This is a genomic window from Psychrobacillus sp. MER TA 171 (assembly GCF_023713305.1).
Taxonomy (GTDB): Bacteria; Bacillota; Bacilli; order Bacillales_A; family Planococcaceae; genus Psychrobacillus.
This window is the reverse complement of record NZ_JAMAWN010000010.1, coordinates 32,338-49,745: the sequence shown is the minus strand read 5'-3', so window position 1 is coordinate 49,745 and position 17,408 is coordinate 32,338. Positions and strand designations below refer to the sequence as shown.

16 protein-coding genes and 1 other annotated feature are annotated in these 17,408 nt (G+C 39.5%); all 16 genes read left to right on the top strand.

Annotated features, from left to right (window positions below):
* Nucleotides 1-6 precede the first annotated feature (6 nt).
* Nucleotides 7-678 (top strand): RNA polymerase sporulation sigma factor SigH, encoded by a 672-nt coding sequence (gene sigH / locus M3627_RS11060; protein WP_169359385.1) that lies wholly within the window; start codon nucleotides 7-9, stop codon nucleotides 676-678.
* A gap of 74 nt (nucleotides 679-752) precedes the next feature.
* Nucleotides 753-902, top strand: a complete 150-nt coding sequence (gene rpmG / locus M3627_RS11055; RefSeq protein WP_251555629.1) for a 50S ribosomal protein L33 — start codon at nucleotides 753-755, stop codon at nucleotides 900-902.
* A gap of 40 nt (nucleotides 903-942) precedes the next feature.
* A complete protein-coding gene (gene secE, locus M3627_RS11050; RefSeq protein WP_169359383.1) occupies nucleotides 943-1,128 on the top strand; it encodes a preprotein translocase subunit SecE in 186 nt (61 codons plus the stop codon).
* A 101-nt stretch (nucleotides 1,129-1,229) separates the two neighbouring features.
* Nucleotides 1,230-1,763 carry a transcription termination/antitermination protein NusG gene (gene nusG / locus M3627_RS11045; protein WP_169359382.1) on the top strand — a complete coding sequence of 178 codons (534 nt, stop codon included), beginning with the start codon at nucleotides 1,230-1,232 and terminating at the stop codon, nucleotides 1,761-1,763.
* Between the two features lie 165 nt (nucleotides 1,764-1,928).
* Nucleotides 1,929-2,354, top strand: a complete 426-nt coding sequence (gene rplK / locus M3627_RS11040; protein ID WP_169359381.1) for a 50S ribosomal protein L11 — start codon at nucleotides 1,929-1,931, stop codon at nucleotides 2,352-2,354.
* Between the two features lie 128 nt (nucleotides 2,355-2,482).
* Nucleotides 2,483-3,175, top strand: coding sequence for a 50S ribosomal protein L1 (gene rplA / locus M3627_RS11035; RefSeq protein ID WP_169359380.1), 693 nt, complete (start codon nucleotides 2,483-2,485; stop codon nucleotides 3,173-3,175).
* A gap of 42 nt (nucleotides 3,176-3,217) precedes the next feature.
* Nucleotides 3,218-3,361 (top strand) — a sequence feature (ribosomal protein L10 leader region).
* 32 nt (nucleotides 3,362-3,393) lie between these two features.
* The gene (gene rplJ / locus M3627_RS11030) at nucleotides 3,394-3,894 is read left to right on the top strand and encodes a 50S ribosomal protein L10 (protein WP_169359379.1); all 501 of its coding nucleotides are present in this window, start codon (nucleotides 3,394-3,396) and stop codon (nucleotides 3,892-3,894) included.
* A gap of 70 nt (nucleotides 3,895-3,964) precedes the next feature.
* Nucleotides 3,965-4,327 (top strand): 50S ribosomal protein L7/L12, encoded by a 363-nt coding sequence (gene rplL / locus M3627_RS11025; RefSeq protein ID WP_169359378.1) that lies wholly within the window; start codon nucleotides 3,965-3,967, stop codon nucleotides 4,325-4,327.
* A gap of 77 nt (nucleotides 4,328-4,404) precedes the next feature.
* On the top strand, nucleotides 4,405-5,007 hold the full coding sequence (locus tag M3627_RS11020) for a class I SAM-dependent methyltransferase (protein ID WP_169359377.1): 603 nt from the start codon (nucleotides 4,405-4,407) through the stop codon (nucleotides 5,005-5,007).
* 228 nt (nucleotides 5,008-5,235) lie between these two features.
* On the top strand, nucleotides 5,236-8,790 hold the full coding sequence (gene rpoB, locus M3627_RS11015) for a DNA-directed RNA polymerase subunit beta (RefSeq protein WP_169359376.1): 3,555 nt from the start codon (nucleotides 5,236-5,238) through the stop codon (nucleotides 8,788-8,790).
* Between the two features lie 134 nt (nucleotides 8,791-8,924).
* Nucleotides 8,925-12,527: a DNA-directed RNA polymerase subunit beta' gene (gene rpoC / locus M3627_RS11010; protein ID WP_169359375.1), complete on the top strand. Its 3,603-nt coding sequence runs from the start codon at nucleotides 8,925-8,927 to the stop codon at nucleotides 12,525-12,527.
* A gap of 130 nt (nucleotides 12,528-12,657) precedes the next feature.
* Complete coding sequence (locus M3627_RS11005; protein ID WP_169359374.1) at nucleotides 12,658-12,906, top strand: ribosomal L7Ae/L30e/S12e/Gadd45 family protein; 249 nt, start codon at nucleotides 12,658-12,660, stop codon at nucleotides 12,904-12,906.
* Between the two features lie 97 nt (nucleotides 12,907-13,003).
* Complete coding sequence (rpsL, locus tag M3627_RS11000) at nucleotides 13,004-13,423, top strand: 30S ribosomal protein S12 (RefSeq protein WP_169359373.1); 420 nt, start codon at nucleotides 13,004-13,006, stop codon at nucleotides 13,421-13,423.
* A 41-nt stretch (nucleotides 13,424-13,464) separates the two neighbouring features.
* Nucleotides 13,465-13,935, top strand: a complete 471-nt coding sequence (gene rpsG, locus M3627_RS10995) for a 30S ribosomal protein S7 (RefSeq protein ID WP_169359372.1) — start codon at nucleotides 13,465-13,467, stop codon at nucleotides 13,933-13,935.
* A 50-nt stretch (nucleotides 13,936-13,985) separates the two neighbouring features.
* Nucleotides 13,986-16,064, top strand: coding sequence for an elongation factor G (fusA, locus tag M3627_RS10990; protein WP_169359371.1), 2,079 nt, complete (start codon nucleotides 13,986-13,988; stop codon nucleotides 16,062-16,064).
* A 116-nt stretch (nucleotides 16,065-16,180) separates the two neighbouring features.
* Nucleotides 16,181-17,368 (top strand): elongation factor Tu, encoded by a 1,188-nt coding sequence (gene tuf / locus M3627_RS10985; protein ID WP_169359370.1) that lies wholly within the window; start codon nucleotides 16,181-16,183, stop codon nucleotides 17,366-17,368.
* The last annotated feature ends 40 nt before the right edge of the window (nucleotides 17,369-17,408 follow it).

The window sequence follows — 17,408 nt, the reverse complement described above, 5'->3', positions numbered from 1 at the left end:
GTAAATATGTCTAATTTAGCTGAGGTGACTTCATTGGAAAAGACAGAGCTGAATCTACAACAATTGGATAGTTTACTAGATGAAGAGCTTGTAGAAATGGTTCATCAAGGAAACACCGAAGCGCTAGATTATTTAATAACGAAATACCGTTCATTTGTGAGAATGAAAGGTAGATCCTATTTTTTAATAGGTGCGGATAAGGAAGATATACTTCAAGAAGGAATGATTGGACTATATAAGGCGATTCGTGATTTCAAAGAGGAAAAGCTTTCTTCTTTTAGGGCATTTGCTGAATTATGTATTACAAGGCAGATTATTACTGCTATTAAAACAGCTACCAGGCAAAAGCATATTCCGCTCAATTCATATATTTCCTTGGACAAGCCGATCTATGATGAAGAATCGGACCGTACACTTATGGATATTATCGCAGGATCTGTGGTAGACGACCCAGAGGAGTTAATCATAAACAGAGAAAACTATGATTACATGGAAGGTAAAATGGGTGAAATTTTAAGCGAGCTTGAGCAGCAGGTGCTCTCCTTATATCTAGATGGCCAATCCTATCAAGAGATATCCGAGGAATTGAATAGACATGTTAAGTCTATCGATAATGCCTTGCAAAGAGTAAAGCGTAAGCTAGAGCGTTATATGGAGATTGGAAGTAATTATGCATAATTTGGGATTTTGTTGACACAGTAAGTCTAAGGTGATAATCTTGAAAAAGACTTATACACCAAAAAGGTGAGATTATGACTAAAAAAATCGTCTTGAGTTGCGTAGAATGTGGTAATCGCAATTATACAGTTCCAGCGTCTAAAGAGAGCGGTTCTGTTCGTATAGAGAGAAAAAAATACTGCACGCATTGTAATGCTCATACAGTACACAAACAAACATTATGAGTATGTAAGAAGATAGATATTCATGTGGAGGTTCAACTAAATGGCTAATATTAGTGGGTTTTTTAAAAACGTAGGGTCAGAAATGAGAAAAGTAAGTTGGCCAAAACGCAAAGAGCTAACACGGTACACAATCATTGTGCTTGCAACAGTAGCGGTAATGGCTGTATTCTTTGCAGTAGTGGACTTAGGTATTTCTGAATTGTTCCGTTGGTACTTGGAGTTATAAGTTTGTAGCATGTAAATATCTGAAAATAGCCCGTCTTAGTCAACGAACGGGTTTTTTCATTTGTCTTAGAAAAGGAGGGAAGGACGTCTAGTCCTGACACTATGGAAAAAAATTGGTATGTCGTTCATACGTACTCTGGGTATGAAAATAAAGTAAAAGCAAATTTAGAAAAGCGTGTAGAAACAATGGGGATGTCTGACAAGATATTCCGAGTGTTCATCCCGGAACAAGAAGAAACAGATTTTAAAGATGGAAAAAAACGTGTGGTTACAAGAAAAACATTCCCTGGGTATGTTTTTGTAGAGTTAATCATGACTGACGACGCTTGGTATGTAGTACGTAACACACCAGGAGTAACTGGATTCCTAGGTTCATCAGGTGGAGGGACAAAGCCTACACCGCTTGCTCCAGAAGAGGTTCAATCTATGCTGAAGCAAATGGGTATGAACGATCGCAAAGTCGAGGTAGATTTCTCAGTTGGAGAATTAGTAGAAGTACTAGAAGGGCCATTTGCTCATTTCCAAGGTAAAGTAGAAGCAATCGAGGCAGAAAAAGGAAAAGTTACTGTTTCTATAGATATGTTCGGACGCGAAACGAATATGGAGCTAGATTTCGAACAAGTAATTAAAGTATAATTTATACTTGCTAAAAAAATGGATAAGTGGTATCATTTCAAAGGTCAGACTGAAAAAAAGTCTGCATGAATTTTCTAAATGTTATCAGCGCAGAGCTGAGAGACAGATATTTGAGTGGGAGGGGCAACCCAATTACCACATCACGGACTTAAGGAGGTGTGTCTCGTGGCTAAAAAAGTGATTAAAGTTGTTAAATTACAAATTCCTGCTGGTAAAGCTAATCCAGCTCCACCGGTTGGTCCTGCATTAGGACAAGCAGGTGTTAATATCATGGGATTCTGTAAGGAGTTCAACGCACGTACTGCTGATCAAGCAGGTCTAATCATTCCGGTTGAAATTTCTGTATTTGAAGATCGTTCTTTTACATTCATTACAAAAACTCCGCCGGCAGCAGTGTTACTTAAAGTAGCAGCAGGAATTCAATCTGGATCAGGTGAACCGAACCGCGTTAAAGTGGCGACAGTTAAACGTGAAAAAGTTCGCGAAATCGCTGAACAAAAAATGCCAGATCTAAACGCTGCATCTGTTGAAACAGCTATGTTGATGGTTGAAGGTACAGCACGTAGCATGGGTATTACGATCGAAGACTAATACTTTATGTGATTTTGATATGAAGCAATTGTTTTTTGGAAGGTTGTAGTTGTTCCTTAGAATAACTGCAACCTTTACACGTGGGAGGTTTATTCCGCTAAAACCACTATCAAGGAGGACATTTTAAAATGGCTAACAAAGGTAAAAAGTTACAAGAAGCTGCTAAATTAGTTGACAAAAATACTACGTATTCAGCTAAAGAAGCAATTGAACTTGCTAAAAAAACTAGCACAGTTAATTTTGATGCAACAGTTGAAGTTGCTTTCCGTCTAGGAATTGATACTCGTAAAAACGACCAACAAATCCGTGGAGCAGTAGTACTTCCAAACGGAACTGGTAAAACTCAACGCGTATTAGTTTTTGCTAAAGGTGAAAAACTTAAAGAAGCTGAAGCTGCAGGTGCAGACTATGTAGGTGACGTGGAATATATCAACAAAATCCAACAAGGATGGTTTGACTTCGATGTAATCGTAGCTACTCCTGACATGATGGGTGAAGTTGGTAAAATCGGTCGAGTACTTGGACCAAAAGGTTTAATGCCAAACCCTAAAACTGGTACTGTTACATTTGATGTTACTAAAGCGATTGAAGAAATTAAAGCTGGTAAAGTAGAATACCGTGCTGACAAAGCAGGGATTATTCATGCACCTATCGGAAAAGTTTCTTTCGAAGACGACAAATTAGTAGAAAACTTCATGGCAGTATTTGAAGTAATTCAAAAAGCTAAACCAGCTGCATCAAAAGGTGTTTACATGAAATCTGTAAATGTAACAACTACAATGGGCCCAGCTATTAAAGTTGATGCTCAATCAGTAAAATAATAATTGACAACCTATAGTCTATCTGATAAGATGACTTTTGTTGTGTAATATACATTTGTACCGAAGACAGTAGGAGTGACTTGTCACTTAATATCCTACCGAGGACACGTAAATTCAGATTCTAATTAGATGATGACTTTCTGCCTCTGTGTCTATCCGTAGATCAGAGGCTTTTCTTTTGTCGGTATAAATGGCCAATTCTTATAGGAGGTGCCAAGATGAGCAAAGCAATCGAAACAAAAAAAGTAATTGTAGACGATATCGCTGGTAAATTTAAAGCTGCTGCTTCAGTAGTAGTTGTTGATTACCGTGGTTTAAACGTTGCACAAGTTACGGAATTACGTAAACAACTTCGTGAAGCTGGCGTTGAGTTCAAAGTTTATAAAAACTCACTTACACGTCGTGCTACTGAAATCGCGGGTGTTGATGCGATCAACGAATTCTTAGTTGGACCAAATGCTGTTGCATTCTCTAACGAAGACGTAGTTGCTCCTGCAAAAATCATCAACGATTTTGCTAAAAAGAACGAACAATTAGAAATTAAAGCAGGGATCATCGAAGGTAACGTATCTTCAGCTGAAGATGTAAAAGCACTTGCAGAACTTCCATCACGCGAAGGACTTCTTTCAATGCTTTTATCTGTACTTCAAGCTCCAGTGCGCAATTTCGCACTTGCAACAAAAGCTGTTGCAGAACAAAAAGAAGAACAAGGCGCATAATTCATTATGCAACTCTTCGACAAAAAACCGGCTAATAGCCTAACATACCCAATAATAGGAGGAAAATAAAATGAATAATGAGCAAATCTTAGAAGCTATCAAATCAATGACAGTTCTTGAATTAAACGACTTAGTAAAAGCAATCGAAGAAGAATTCGGTGTTACTGCTGCTGCACCTGTAGCTGCTGCAGCTGGTGGCGGTGCTGCTGCTGCTGAAGAGCAAACTGAATTTGACGTAATCCTTGCATCTGCAGGCGACCAAAAAATCAAAGTAATCAAAGTAGTTCGTGAAATCACTGGTCTTGGCTTGAAAGAAGCTAAAGAAGTAGTAGATAACGCTCCTAAAGCTATTAAAGAAGGCGTATCTAAAGAAGATGCAGAAGCTATGAAAGCTCAACTTGAAGAAGTAGGCGCTAACGTAGAAGTTAAGTAATTTCTGGTACAACTCGGGGAAAAAGCTCGTCTATATACGACGGGCTTTTCTTCGTATGTATGATGGAGGGTTAAACGGTGTCTGAACATTATTATTCTAGAAAACCTCAAACGGAAAGTAAGCCTCAACATTGGAATTTTAAATTACTTGGTCATAATTTTCGGTTTGAAACAGATGCTGGTGTATTTAGTAAGAGCGAAGTAGATTTTGGCTCCCGTGTATTAATTGATGCTTTTAGTGCCCCAGATCTCGAAGGAGATATATTGGATGTGGGCTGTGGGTACGGTCCAATTGGACTTGCCGTTGCAAAAGCAAATGAAGAAAGAACAGTTCATTTAGTAGATGTTAACACACGTGCAATCCAACTTGCAGTAAAAAATGCGGCTGCTAACGGGGTACAAAATGTGCGAATCTATGAAAGTGATGGGTTGTCAGCAGTGGAAACTGCAAACTTTGCGGCTATTATAACTAATCCACCTATTCGCGCTGGAAAAGAGACTATATTTCGTTTCTATAAGGATTCCTATGAAAAATTAGTTTCAGGGGGAGAATTGTGGGTTGTAATTCAAAAGAAACAAGGGGCACCATCTACTTTTAGTTTTTTAGAAGAGATTTTTGGTCAAGTAGAAGTTGTGAACAAAGAAAAAGGTTATTGGATTATAAAAGGTACAAAAGATTGACTTGACAAAATCGCTATGATATTATAATAAAATGCAAAAATATTATTTTGAGGACTTATGCCCTTTTGTATAAAAGCTATACTTTATGGGTATACTGGCCGAGAAAAGTTTGGTGAATCAAAAATGAGCTCTTATTAAGAACTCGTTTTCTTTTTGTCTTTCGATATCATACACCAAAATGTCTATATCGAAAAGACCTAATATCGCTTTAATTGAGGGGTGAATGAGTTGACAGGTCAACTAGTTCAGTACGGACAACACCGCCAGCGTAGAAGTTTTGCGCGTATTAGTGAGGTGCTAGAGTTACCGAATCTTATTGAGATTCAAACAGCATCTTATGAATGGTTCCTTGAAGAAGGTTTACGTGAAATGTTTAAAGATATTTCACCAATCGAGGATTTTACAGGCAATCTATCATTGGAATTTGTCGACTATAGTTTGAATGAACCAAAGTATTCAGTCGATGAATCAAAAGAACGTGACGCAACATACGCAGCACCACTACGCGTAAAAGTACGTCTTCATAACAAAGAAACGGATGAAGTGAAGGAACAGGATGTCTTTATGGGTGATTTCCCACTAATGACAGAAACCGGAACTTTCGTAATTAATGGTGCAGAGCGAGTAATCGTATCTCAGCTAGTCCGTTCACCAAGTGTGTACTTCCATGACAAAACTGACAAAAATGGTAAAAAAGGCTTTGGTGCTACAGTTATTCCTAACCGTGGTGCATGGCTGGAATACGAGATTGATGCAAAGGACGTAGTCTATGTTCGTATTGATAGAACTCGTAAATTACCAGTAACTGTTTTACTTCGTGCTTTAGGTTTCGGTTCAGATCAAGAAATCATTGATTTAATCGGTGACAATGAGTATTTACGTAACACGCTTGAAAAGGACAATACAGAAACTACTGAAAAAGCGTTATTAGAAATCTATGAACGCTTACGTCCTGGTGAGCCACCAACAGTGGAAAGTGCAAAGAGCTTGCTATACTCTCGCTTCTTTGACCCAAAACGCTATGACTTAGCTAATGTTGGTCGTTACAAAATGAACAAAAAATTGCATATTAAAAATCGTTTATTTAACCAAACGGTAGCAGAAACGCTAGTGGATCCTGAAACAGGTGAAATCTTAGTTGAAGCTGGTACGCTGATTGATCGTCGTGTATTAGACAGACTGATTCCACATCTGGAAAACGGAATTGGCTTTAAAACATTCTCTCAAGTAGGTGGAGTGTTAGAAGACGATATTACGGTTCAATCGATTAAAATTTATGCGCCAAATGATGAAGAGCAAAAAGAAATTAACGTAATTAGTAATGCGTATGTGGAAACAGAAGTTAAAAACATTACGCCTGCTGACATCGTTTCATCTATTGGTTACTTCTTTAACCTATTATTCAACGTTGGAAACACAGATGATATTGACCATCTTGGTAACCGTCGTTTACGTTCAGTTGGAGAGTTACTGCAAAACCAATTCCGTATTGGTCTTTCTCGTATGGAACGTGTAGTTCGTGAGCGTATGTCTATTAACGATACACAAGCAATTGTTCCACAACAGCTGATAAATATTCGTCCAGTTATTGCATCTATCAAGGAATTCTTTGGTAGCTCGCAGTTATCTCAGTTCATGGACCAAACAAACCCACTTGCAGAGTTGACTCATAAGCGTCGTCTATCTGCTTTAGGACCCGGTGGTTTAACGCGTGAGCGTGCAGGGTTCGAAGTACGTGACGTTCACTACTCTCACTATGGTCGTATGTGTCCGATTGAAACTCCTGAGGGACCAAACATTGGATTAATTAACTCACTTTCCAGTTTTGCGAAAGTAAATAAATTTGGATTTATCGAAACACCATACCGTCGTGTGGATCCTGAAACAGGTCTTGTGACTTCTCGTATTGACTACCTAACAGCTGATGAAGAGGACAACTACGTTGTTGCGCAAGCAAACTCGCCATTATCTGAAGATGGTGCTTTCAAAAACGAAGAAGTAGTTGGTCGTTTCCGTGGAGATAACACGGTATTTAGAAGAGATCAAATCGATTACATGGACGTTTCGCCGAAGCAAGTAGTTTCTGCAGCGACAGCATGTATTCCTTTCTTAGAAAATGATGACTCTAACCGTGCCCTAATGGGAGCGAACATGCAACGTCAAGCGGTTCCTCTTTTAAACCCAGAAGCTCCGTTTGTCGGAACTGGTATGGAACACGTCAATGCACGTGACTCTGGTGCAGCGGTTATTGCGAAATATCACGGAATTGTAGAACACGTAGAAGCGAAGGAAATTCGCGTGCGTCGAATTGAAGAAGTGGACGGAAAAGAAGTTAAAGGTGACTTAACAACTTATAAAGTACACAAATTTGAGCGTTCCAACCATGGTACATCTATTAACCAACGTCCAATTGTTAAAGTTGGAGATCGTGTTAAACCTTTAGATATTCTTGCAGATGGTCCATCTATGGAACAAGGAGAGCTTGCACTAGGACGTAACGTACTAGTAGCCTTCATGACATGGGACGGATACAACTACGAGGATGCTGTAATTATGAGTGAACGTCTTGTGAAAGATGATGTCTATACTTCTGTGCATATAGAAGAATACGAATCAGAATCACGTGACACGAAGCTTGGGCCAGAAGAAATCACTAGAGATATTCCAAACGTCGGAGAAGATGCATTACGTAACTTAGATGACCGTGGGATTATCCGTGTTGGTGCAGAAGTAAGAGACGGAGATATTTTAGTTGGTAAAGTAACACCTAAAGGGGTTACAGAACTTACTGCTGAAGAACGTTTACTTCATGCTATTTTCGGGGAAAAAGCGCGTGAAGTTCGCGATACATCTCTACGTGTACCTCATGGTGCAGGCGGAATTGTATTAGACGTTAAAGTCTTCAATCGTGAAGATGGCGATGAGTTATCACCTGGCGTTAACCAATTAGTACGTGCTTATATCGTTCAAAAACGTAAAATCTCTGTAGGGGATAAAATGGCCGGACGACATGGTAACAAAGGGGTAATCTCTCGTATACTACCGGAAGAAGATATGCCTTTCCTTCCAGACGGAACACCAGTAGATATTATGTTAAATCCACTAGGGGTACCTTCTCGTATGAATATCGGGCAAGTATTAGAGCTTCACTTAGGTATGGCTTCTAGACTTCTTGGTGTACACATGGCTTCACCAGTATTTGATGGTGCCAACGAGGAAGATGTTTGGAACACAATGGAAGAAGCAGGCTTAAACCGTGATGGTAAAACGACTCTATATGATGGTCGTTCAGGTGAACCATTTGATAACCGCGTATCTGTAGGGGTTATGTATATGATCAAACTTGCCCACATGGTTGATGATAAGCTTCATGCTCGTTCAACAGGACCTTATTCACTTGTTACGCAACAGCCTCTTGGAGGTAAAGCGCAATTCGGTGGACAACGTTTTGGTGAGATGGAAGTATGGGCACTAGAAGCTTATGGTGCTGCTTATACATTACAAGAAATCTTAACAGTTAAATCTGATGACGTGGTTGGACGTGTGAAAACATATGAAGCGATCGTTAAAGGAGAAAGCGTTCCTGAACCAGGTGTTCCTGAATCATTCAAAGTATTGATTAAAGAACTTCAAAGTTTAGGTATGGATGTTAAGATGTTAACAATTGACGAAGAAGAAATTGAACTTCGCGATTTAGATGAAGATGACGATATTCCGGCAGCTGATGCGCTTGGTTTATTACCACTAGCTAATGAAGAAGAGCCAGTTGGAAACTTAGAGTAAGGCAAAGCAGGAATAATTGATTAGATAAAAAATCGGACAGGTGATGCCTGTCCGTATTTCCGTATTAAATTGCATGATGCAGAGCTACTTGGAAGGTCTTTCTAAAGACTCAAGACTAAAGGGAGGTAGGCTCCTTGATAGACGTTAATAATTTTGAGTATATGAAAATTGGTTTAGCTTCACCAGATAAAATTCGTTCATGGTCTTATGGAGAAGTAAAAAAACCTGAAACAATTAACTATCGTACACTAAAACCTGAAAAAGATGGGTTATTCTGTGAGCGTATTTTCGGTCCAACTAAAGACTGGGAATGTCATTGTGGTAAATACAAACGTGTTCGTTATAAAGGCGTAGTTTGTGATCGATGTGGAGTTGAGGTTACGCGTTCGAAAGTCCGTCGTGAGCGTATGGGACACATTGAATTGGCAGCTCCTGTATCACATATTTGGTATTTCAAAGGTATTCCAAGCCGTATGGGTCTGATTTTGGATATGTCTCCAAGATCACTTGAGGAAGTAATTTACTTTGCTTCGTACGTAGTAATCGAACCAGCGGATACACCTCTTGAAAAGAAACAATTACTTTCTGAAAAAGAATACCGTGCATACCGAGATAAGTTTGGCAGCAAATTCCAAGCAGCTATGGGTGCAGAGGCTATTAAGCGTCTATTATCAGAAATAGATCTAGAAAGTGAAACTGAACACCTAAAAGAAGAGTTGAAAACAGCTCAAGGTCAACGTCGTACACGTGCGATTAAACGTTTAGAAGTAGTTGAATCATTCCGTAACTCAGGGAATAAGCCAGATTGGATGATCTTAGATGTTCTTCCGGTAATTCCACCAGAATTACGTCCGATGGTTCAATTAGATGGTGGACGCTTTGCTACATCTGATTTAAATGATCTATACCGTCGTGTAATCAACCGTAATAACCGTTTAAAACGCTTATTAGACTTAGGTGCTCCAAGCATCATCGTTCAAAATGAAAAGCGTATGCTACAAGAAGCAGTAGATGCATTGATTGATAATGGTCGTCGTGGCCGTCCGGTAACAGGACCAGGTAACCGTCCGTTGAAATCACTTTCTCACATGCTTAAAGGGAAACAAGGTCGTTTCCGTCAAAACTTACTTGGTAAACGTGTAGACTATTCTGGTCGTTCGGTTATCGTAGTAGGACCAAACTTAAAAATGTACCAATGTGGTCTTCCAAAAGAGATGGCAATCGAGTTATTTAAACCGTTTGTTATGAAAGAGCTAGTGGAACGCGGCTTGGCACATAATATTAAGAGTGCAAAACGCAAAATCGAGCGCATGCATCCAGAGGTTTGGGATGTACTAGAAGATGTAATCAAGGAGCATCCGGTTTTATTAAACCGCGCACCTACTCTTCACCGTCTAGGTATCCAGGCATTTGAACCAACATTAGTAGAAGGCCGTGCAATTCGTCTTCACCCTCTAGTATGTACAGCATATAACGCTGACTTTGATGGTGACCAAATGGCTGTTCACGTTCCTTTATCAGCAGAAGCACAAGCGGAAGCTCGTCTATTAATGCTTGCAGCACAAAACATTTTGAACCCTAAAGATGGTAAACCAGTTGTTACACCTTCTCAAGATATGGTATTAGGTAACTATTACTTAACACTAGAGCGTAAAGGTGCAATGGGTGAAGGTTCTACATTCTACGGTCCAGAAGAAGTGTTAATCGCTTATAACACTGGTCATGTACATTTGCATACTCGTATTGCAATTGCTGCATCATCATTAAAAAATCCGACGTTTACGGAAGAACAAAACAAGATGTTGTTATTAACTACTGTAGGTAAAGTTATTTTTAACGAAATACTTCCTGAAACGTTCCCGTACATTAACGAACCAACGGATTATAATTTACAAATTGAAACACCTGAAAAATATTTCATCTCTACTACAACAGATGTGAAAAAACATATTGAATCTATGGAACTTGTTCAACCATTCAAGAAGAAAATTTTAGGTAATATCATCGCTGAAGTATTTACACGTTTCCATATTACAGAAACTTCTAAAATGCTTGACCGTATGAAAGCACTTGGATTTAAGTACTCCACTAAGGCTGGTATAACTATCGGTATCTCTGATATCGTCGTACTTCCAGACAAAGGTGAGATTCTTGAAGAAGCACAAGGAAAAGTAGATAAAGTATTGAAACAATTCCGTCGTGGTCTAATAACAGAAGAAGAGCGTTATGCAAGCGTTATTGGACATTGGAGTAGAGCAAAAGAAGTTATTCAAGAAAAACTAATGAAATCATTAGATAATATGAACCCGATCTTCATGATGAGTGACTCTGGTGCCCGTGGTAACGCGTCCAACTTTACTCAACTTGCAGGTATGCGTGGTCTGATGGCCAATCCGGCTGGTCGAATTATCGAACTTCCGATCAAGTCATCGTTCCGTGAAGGTTTAACAGTACTTGAATATTTCATCTCTACACATGGTGCCCGTAAAGGTCTTGCCGATACAGCACTTAAAACAGCCGATTCAGGTTACCTGACTCGTCGTCTTGTTGATGTAGCGCAAGATGTAATCGTACGTGAGGATGACTGTGGTACTGACCGTGGCTTACTAATAGGTTCTCTTATGGAAGGAACGGAAGTTATTGAAGAGTTTGGCGAACGTATTGTTGGTCGTCATACGAAGAAAACAATTTTCCATCCTGAAAAAGGGCATGTTATTTTAGAAAGAGACGGCTTAATTACTAATGAAATCGCGCGTTTGATTGAAGATGCTGGAATTACTCAATTAACTATCCGCTCAGCATTTACTTGTAATACGAAACATGGTGTATGTAAAAAATGTTACGGCTTAAACTTAGCTACAGGTGACAAGGTAGAAGTAGGGGAAGCGGTAGGTATTATCGCTGCTCAATCTATCGGGGAACCAGGTACTCAGTTAACAATGCGTACATTCCATACAGGTGGGGTTGCCGGTGATGATATCACACAAGGTCTTCCACGTATTCAAGAGATCTTCGAAGCTCGTAATCCAAAAGGGCAAGCGGTTATTTCAGAGATTACAGGTACAGTTACTGAAATCGAAGAGATTAGAGAAGGACAAAAAGAAATTACAATTCAAGGTAATGTAGAGACTCGTAAATACTTAGCTCCATACAATGCTCGTCTAAAAGTTCAAGTTAATGACGTTATTCATCGTGGGCAAGTATTAACTGAAGGTTCTATTGATCCTAAAGAATTGTTAAAAGTAAAAGATGTTTCAACTGTTCAAGAGTACTTGTTAAAAGAAGTACAAAAAGTTTATCGTATGCAAGGGGTAGAAATTGGTGATAAGCATATCGAAGTAATGGTTCGCCAAATGCTTCGTAAAGTGCGCGTAATTGAAGCGGGAGAAACTGACTTGCTTCCTGGCTCACTATTAGATATTCATCAATTTGCTGAAGCGAACAAAGAAGCAGTACTACAAGGTAAGATTCCTGCAACTTGTCGCCCAGTTATCCTTGGTATTACAAAAGCTTCTCTTGAAACAGAATCATTCTTATCAGCAGCGTCATTCCAAGAAACGACTCGTGTCTTAACAGATGCAGCGATTAAAGGAAAACGTGATGAGTTACTTGGATTGAAAGAAAACGTAATTATTGGTAAACTAGTTCCTGCTGGTACTGGTATGCAACGTTACCGTCAAATCCAAATAACTAAAAACGAATCAGATGCACAAAAAGAAGCAGTAAACGCAGAGTAACTTTATATTAGGGAGAGTTAATAATAATTCTCCCTAATATTTTCTTGTTAAGTGTTGACACTTTTTGCAGGGAATGATAATATATTTAAGGTTGATAGTTATCGGACTTGTAGCTTTGGAGGATATGTAAATGTCTTATGAAAAAGTAAAACAAGCAGACAAAACGATCATAGGTACAAAGCAAGCAGTAAAAGCAATGAAAAAAGGGCTTGTCAAAGAAGTATATATTGCACTTGATGTAGAATTGAGAATCATTGAATTAGCACGTCAGACAGCAACAGAAAATGATGTACCAATTACCTATGTCGAGTCTAAAATAGACCTTGGTAGAGCCTGTGGATTGCGTTTAGGCGCTTCCGTTGTGGCTATTACTGTGTAACAGTTTTTGTGTGAAGCACAAAGACTTTGTTTTTACCCAAAAAATGAACCACCTGGATGTGTGGTATTAAAAGAACAAATGAAGGGAGGAATAATCGATGCCTACAATTAACCAATTGGTACGTAAGCCTCGTAAATCCAACATCACGAAATCAAAGTCTCCAGCATTAGGAAAAGGCTACAATAGCTTTAAAAAATCTGCTACAGATCTAAACTCGCCACAAAAGCGTGGGGTTTGTACTCGTGTTGGGACAATGACGCCGAAAAAACCAAACTCAGCACTTCGTAAATACGCTCGTGTACGTTTAACAAATACGTTAGAGGTAACAGCTTATATTCCAGGAGAAGGGCACAACCTACAAGAACATAGTGTTGTACTTATCCGCGGAGGACGTGTAAAAGATTTACCAGGGGTACGTTACCATATCGTACGTGGTGCTCTTGACACAGCTGGTGTTACTGGTCGTATGCAAAGCCGTTCTCTATACGGTGCAAAACGCCCTAAAGTTAAAAAATAATCTATTTAATAAATTGACATTCGTCGAAAGGAGGAAAACACATGCCTCGTAAAGGTCCTGTTTCCAAACGTGACGTGTTACCAGATCCAATATATAATTCGAAACTAGTAACTCGTTTAATTAATAAAATGATGATTGACGGTAAAAGAGGTACTTCTCAAAAAATTCTATACGGTGCGTTTGATCTTGTGAAAGAACGTTCTGGTAAAGATGCATTAGAAGTATTTGAAGCTGCATTAACTAACATTATGCCAGTTCTTGAAGTTCGTGCTCGTCGTGTTGGTGGTGCTAACTACCAAGTACCGGTTGAAGTACGTCCTGACCGTCGTTATACTTTAGGTCTTCGCTACCTAGTAAACTATTCACGTCTTCGTGGAGAAAAAACTATGGAAGAGCGTTTAGCTAATGAAATTCTTGATGCATCTAACAACACTGGTGCTTCTGTTAAGAAACGTGAAGATATGCATAAAATGGCGGAAGCTAACAAAGCATTTGCTCACTATCGTTGGTAAGATTCTAATACAATCATACTCTAATCCGAAATTGAAAGGAGAAATACAATATGGCTAGAGAGTTCTCCTTAGAAAAAACACGTAATATCGGTATCATGGCTCACATCGATGCTGGTAAAACGACTACTACGGAGCGTATTCTATACTACACTGGTAAAATCCACAAAATTGGGGAAACTCATGAGGGTGCTTCACAAATGGACTGGATGGAGCAAGAGCAAGAACGTGGTATCACTATCACTTCTGCTGCGACAACAGCTGCTTGGGATAATCACCGTGTAAATATTATCGATACACCTGGACACGTAGACTTCACTGTTGAAGTTGAACGTTCACTTCGTGTACTTGATGGTGCGGTTACAGTACTAGATGCTCAATCTGGTGTTGAACCACAAACTGAAACAGTATGGCGTCAAGCTACAACTTATGGCGTACCACGTATTGTTTTCGTAAACAAAATGGACAAAACAGGTGCGGATTTCTTATATTCTGTAGGAACTCTTCGTGACCGTTTACAAGCTAACGCTCACCCAATTCAGTTACCAATTGGTGCTGAAGATGAATTCAGCGGAATCATCGACCTAGTGTCAATGAAAGCTACTTTATACGGAAACGACTTAGGTACTGATATCCAAGAAGTTGAAATTCCAGAAGAATATAAAGCACAAGCTGAAGAATACCGTGAAAAACTAGTTGAAGCGGTAGCTGAGCTTGATGAAGATCTAATGGAAAAATATCTTGGTGGAGAAGAAATTACGAACGAAGAATTAGTTGCTGGTATCCGTAAAGGTACCCTTAACGTAGAATTCTACCCAGTAGTATGTGGTACAGCATTCAAAAACAAAGGTGTTCAAAAAGTTCTTGATGCAGTAGTTGCTTACCTTCCATCACCACTTGATATTCCAGCTATGAAAGGTATCGATCCAGATAGCGAAGAAGAAGTAGAACGTCACTCTGACGATTCTGAACCATTCTCTGCGTTAGCGTTTAAAGTTATGACTGACCCTTACGTTGGTAAATTAACTTTCTTCCGCGTATACTCTGGTACTCTTCAATCTGGTTCTTATGTACAAAACTCTACTAAAGGTAAGCGTGAGCGCGTAGGACGTATCCTACAAATGCATGCTAACTCTCGTGAAGAGATCTCACAAGTTTATGCTGGAGATATCGCTGCAGCAGTAGGCTTAAAAGATACAACAACTGGTGACACACTTTGTGATGAAAAATCTCTAGTAATTCTTGAGTCTATGGAATTCCCAGAGCCAGTTATCTCACTTTCAGTAGAACCTAAAACAAAAGCTGACCAAGATAAAATGGGTCAAGCTCTACAAAAATTAGCTGAAGAAGATCCAACATTCCGCGTACACACTGACCAAGAAACTGGTCAAGTAATCATCGCTGGTATGGGTGAACTTCACCTTGATATTCTAGTTGACCGTATGCGTCGCGAATTCAAAGTAGAAGCTAACGTAGGTGCTCCTCAAGTATCTTACCGTGAAACTTTCCGTTCATCGGCACAAGTTGAAGGTAAATTCGTTCGCCAATCTGGTGGACGTGGTCAATTCGGACACGTTTGGATTGAATTCTCACCAAACGAAGAAGGAAAAGGCTTTGAATTTGAAAATGCTATCGTTGGTGGGGTAGTACCACGTGAATATATCCCAGCTGTTGAAGCAGGTCTTCGTGACTCTCTTGACAACGGGGTAATCGCTGGATTCCCATTAATCGATATCAAAGCTAAATTATTCGACGGATCATACCATGATGTTGACTCGAATGAGATGGCATTTAAAATTGCAGCATCTATGGCATTGAAAAATGCTGTATCTAAAGTAAACCCTGCACTTCTTGAGCCAATCATGAAGGTAGAAGTTGTTATTCCTGAAGAATATTTAGGAGACATCATGGGTGATATCACATCTCGTCGTGGACGCGTTGAAGGTATGGACGCTCGTGGTAACGCACAAGTAGTACGTGCAATGGTTCCACTTGCTGAAATGTTTGGATATGCAACGTCATTACGTTCAAATACACAAGGTCGAGGAGTATTCTCGATGGTATTTGACCACTATGAAGATGTTCCAAAATCAATTGCTGAAGAAATTATCAAAAAACATAAAGGTGAATAATTAATTTTTCATCTTGATTCAAGCATAACTTTCTTGTAGTGTATGAATTATAGGGACTACTTGTCCCTATCTTTTATCATAAAAAAAACTAACAATTACTGAGGAGGATTTCTCTAATGGCTAAAGAAAAATTTGACCGTTCCAAAACACATGCTAACGTTGGTACAATCGGACACGTTGACCATGGTAAAACAACTTTAACTGCTGCAATCGCTACAGTTCTTTCTAAAAAAATGGGTGGAGTAGCGAAATCTTACGCTGACATCGATAACGCTCCTGAAGAAAAAGAGCGCGGAATTACAATCAACACTTCTCACGTTGAATATGAAACTGACACTCGTCACTACGCTCACGTAGACTGCCCAGGGCATGCTGACTATGTTAAAAACATGATCACAGGTGCAGCTCAAATGGACGGCGGGATCTTAGTAGTATCTGCTGCTGATGGCCCAATGCCACAAACTCGTGAACACATTCTTTTATCTAAACAAGTAGGTGTTCCATACCTAGTTGTATTCATGAACAAATGTGACATGGTAGACGACGAAGAATTACTTGAATTAGTTGAAATGGAAGTTCGTGACCTTCTTTCTGAATACGATTTCCCAGGCGACGACATTCCAGTAATCAAAGGTTCTGCTCTTAAAGCTCTTGAAGGAGAGCCAGAATGGGAAGAAAAAATCGTTGAATTAATGGACGCTGTAGATAGCTACATTCCAACACCAGAACGTCAAACTGACAAACCATTCATGATGCCAGTTGAGGATGTATTCTCAATCACTGGTCGTGGTACAGTTGCTACTGGACGTGTTGAGCGTGGACAAGTTAAAATCGGTGACGTTGTAGACATCATCGGTATTTCTGAAGAAGCGAAATCAACTACTGTAACAGGTGTTGAAATGTTCCGTAAACTTCTTGACTATGCAGAAGCTGGCGACAACATTGGTGCTCTTCTTCGTGGGGTTTCTCGTGAAGAGATCCAACGTGGTCAAGTATTAGCTAAACCAGGTTCAATTACACCACACACAGACTTCAAAGCTGAAGTTTATGTTCTTTCTAAAGAAGAGGGTGGACGTCATACTCCATTCTTCTCAAACTACCGTCCTCAGTTCTACTTCCGTACAACTGACGTAACAGGTGTTTGTAACTTACCAGAAGGCGTAGAAATGGTTATGCCTGGAGATAACATCGAAATGACTGTTTCTCTAATCTCTCCAATCGCTATCGAAGAAGGTACTAAATTCTCTATCCGTGAGGGTGGACGTACTGTAGGCGCTGGTGTAGTTGCTACTATCACTAAGTAATCTTATTTAAACTGTTAAAACCATCTCGTGACGACGAGAT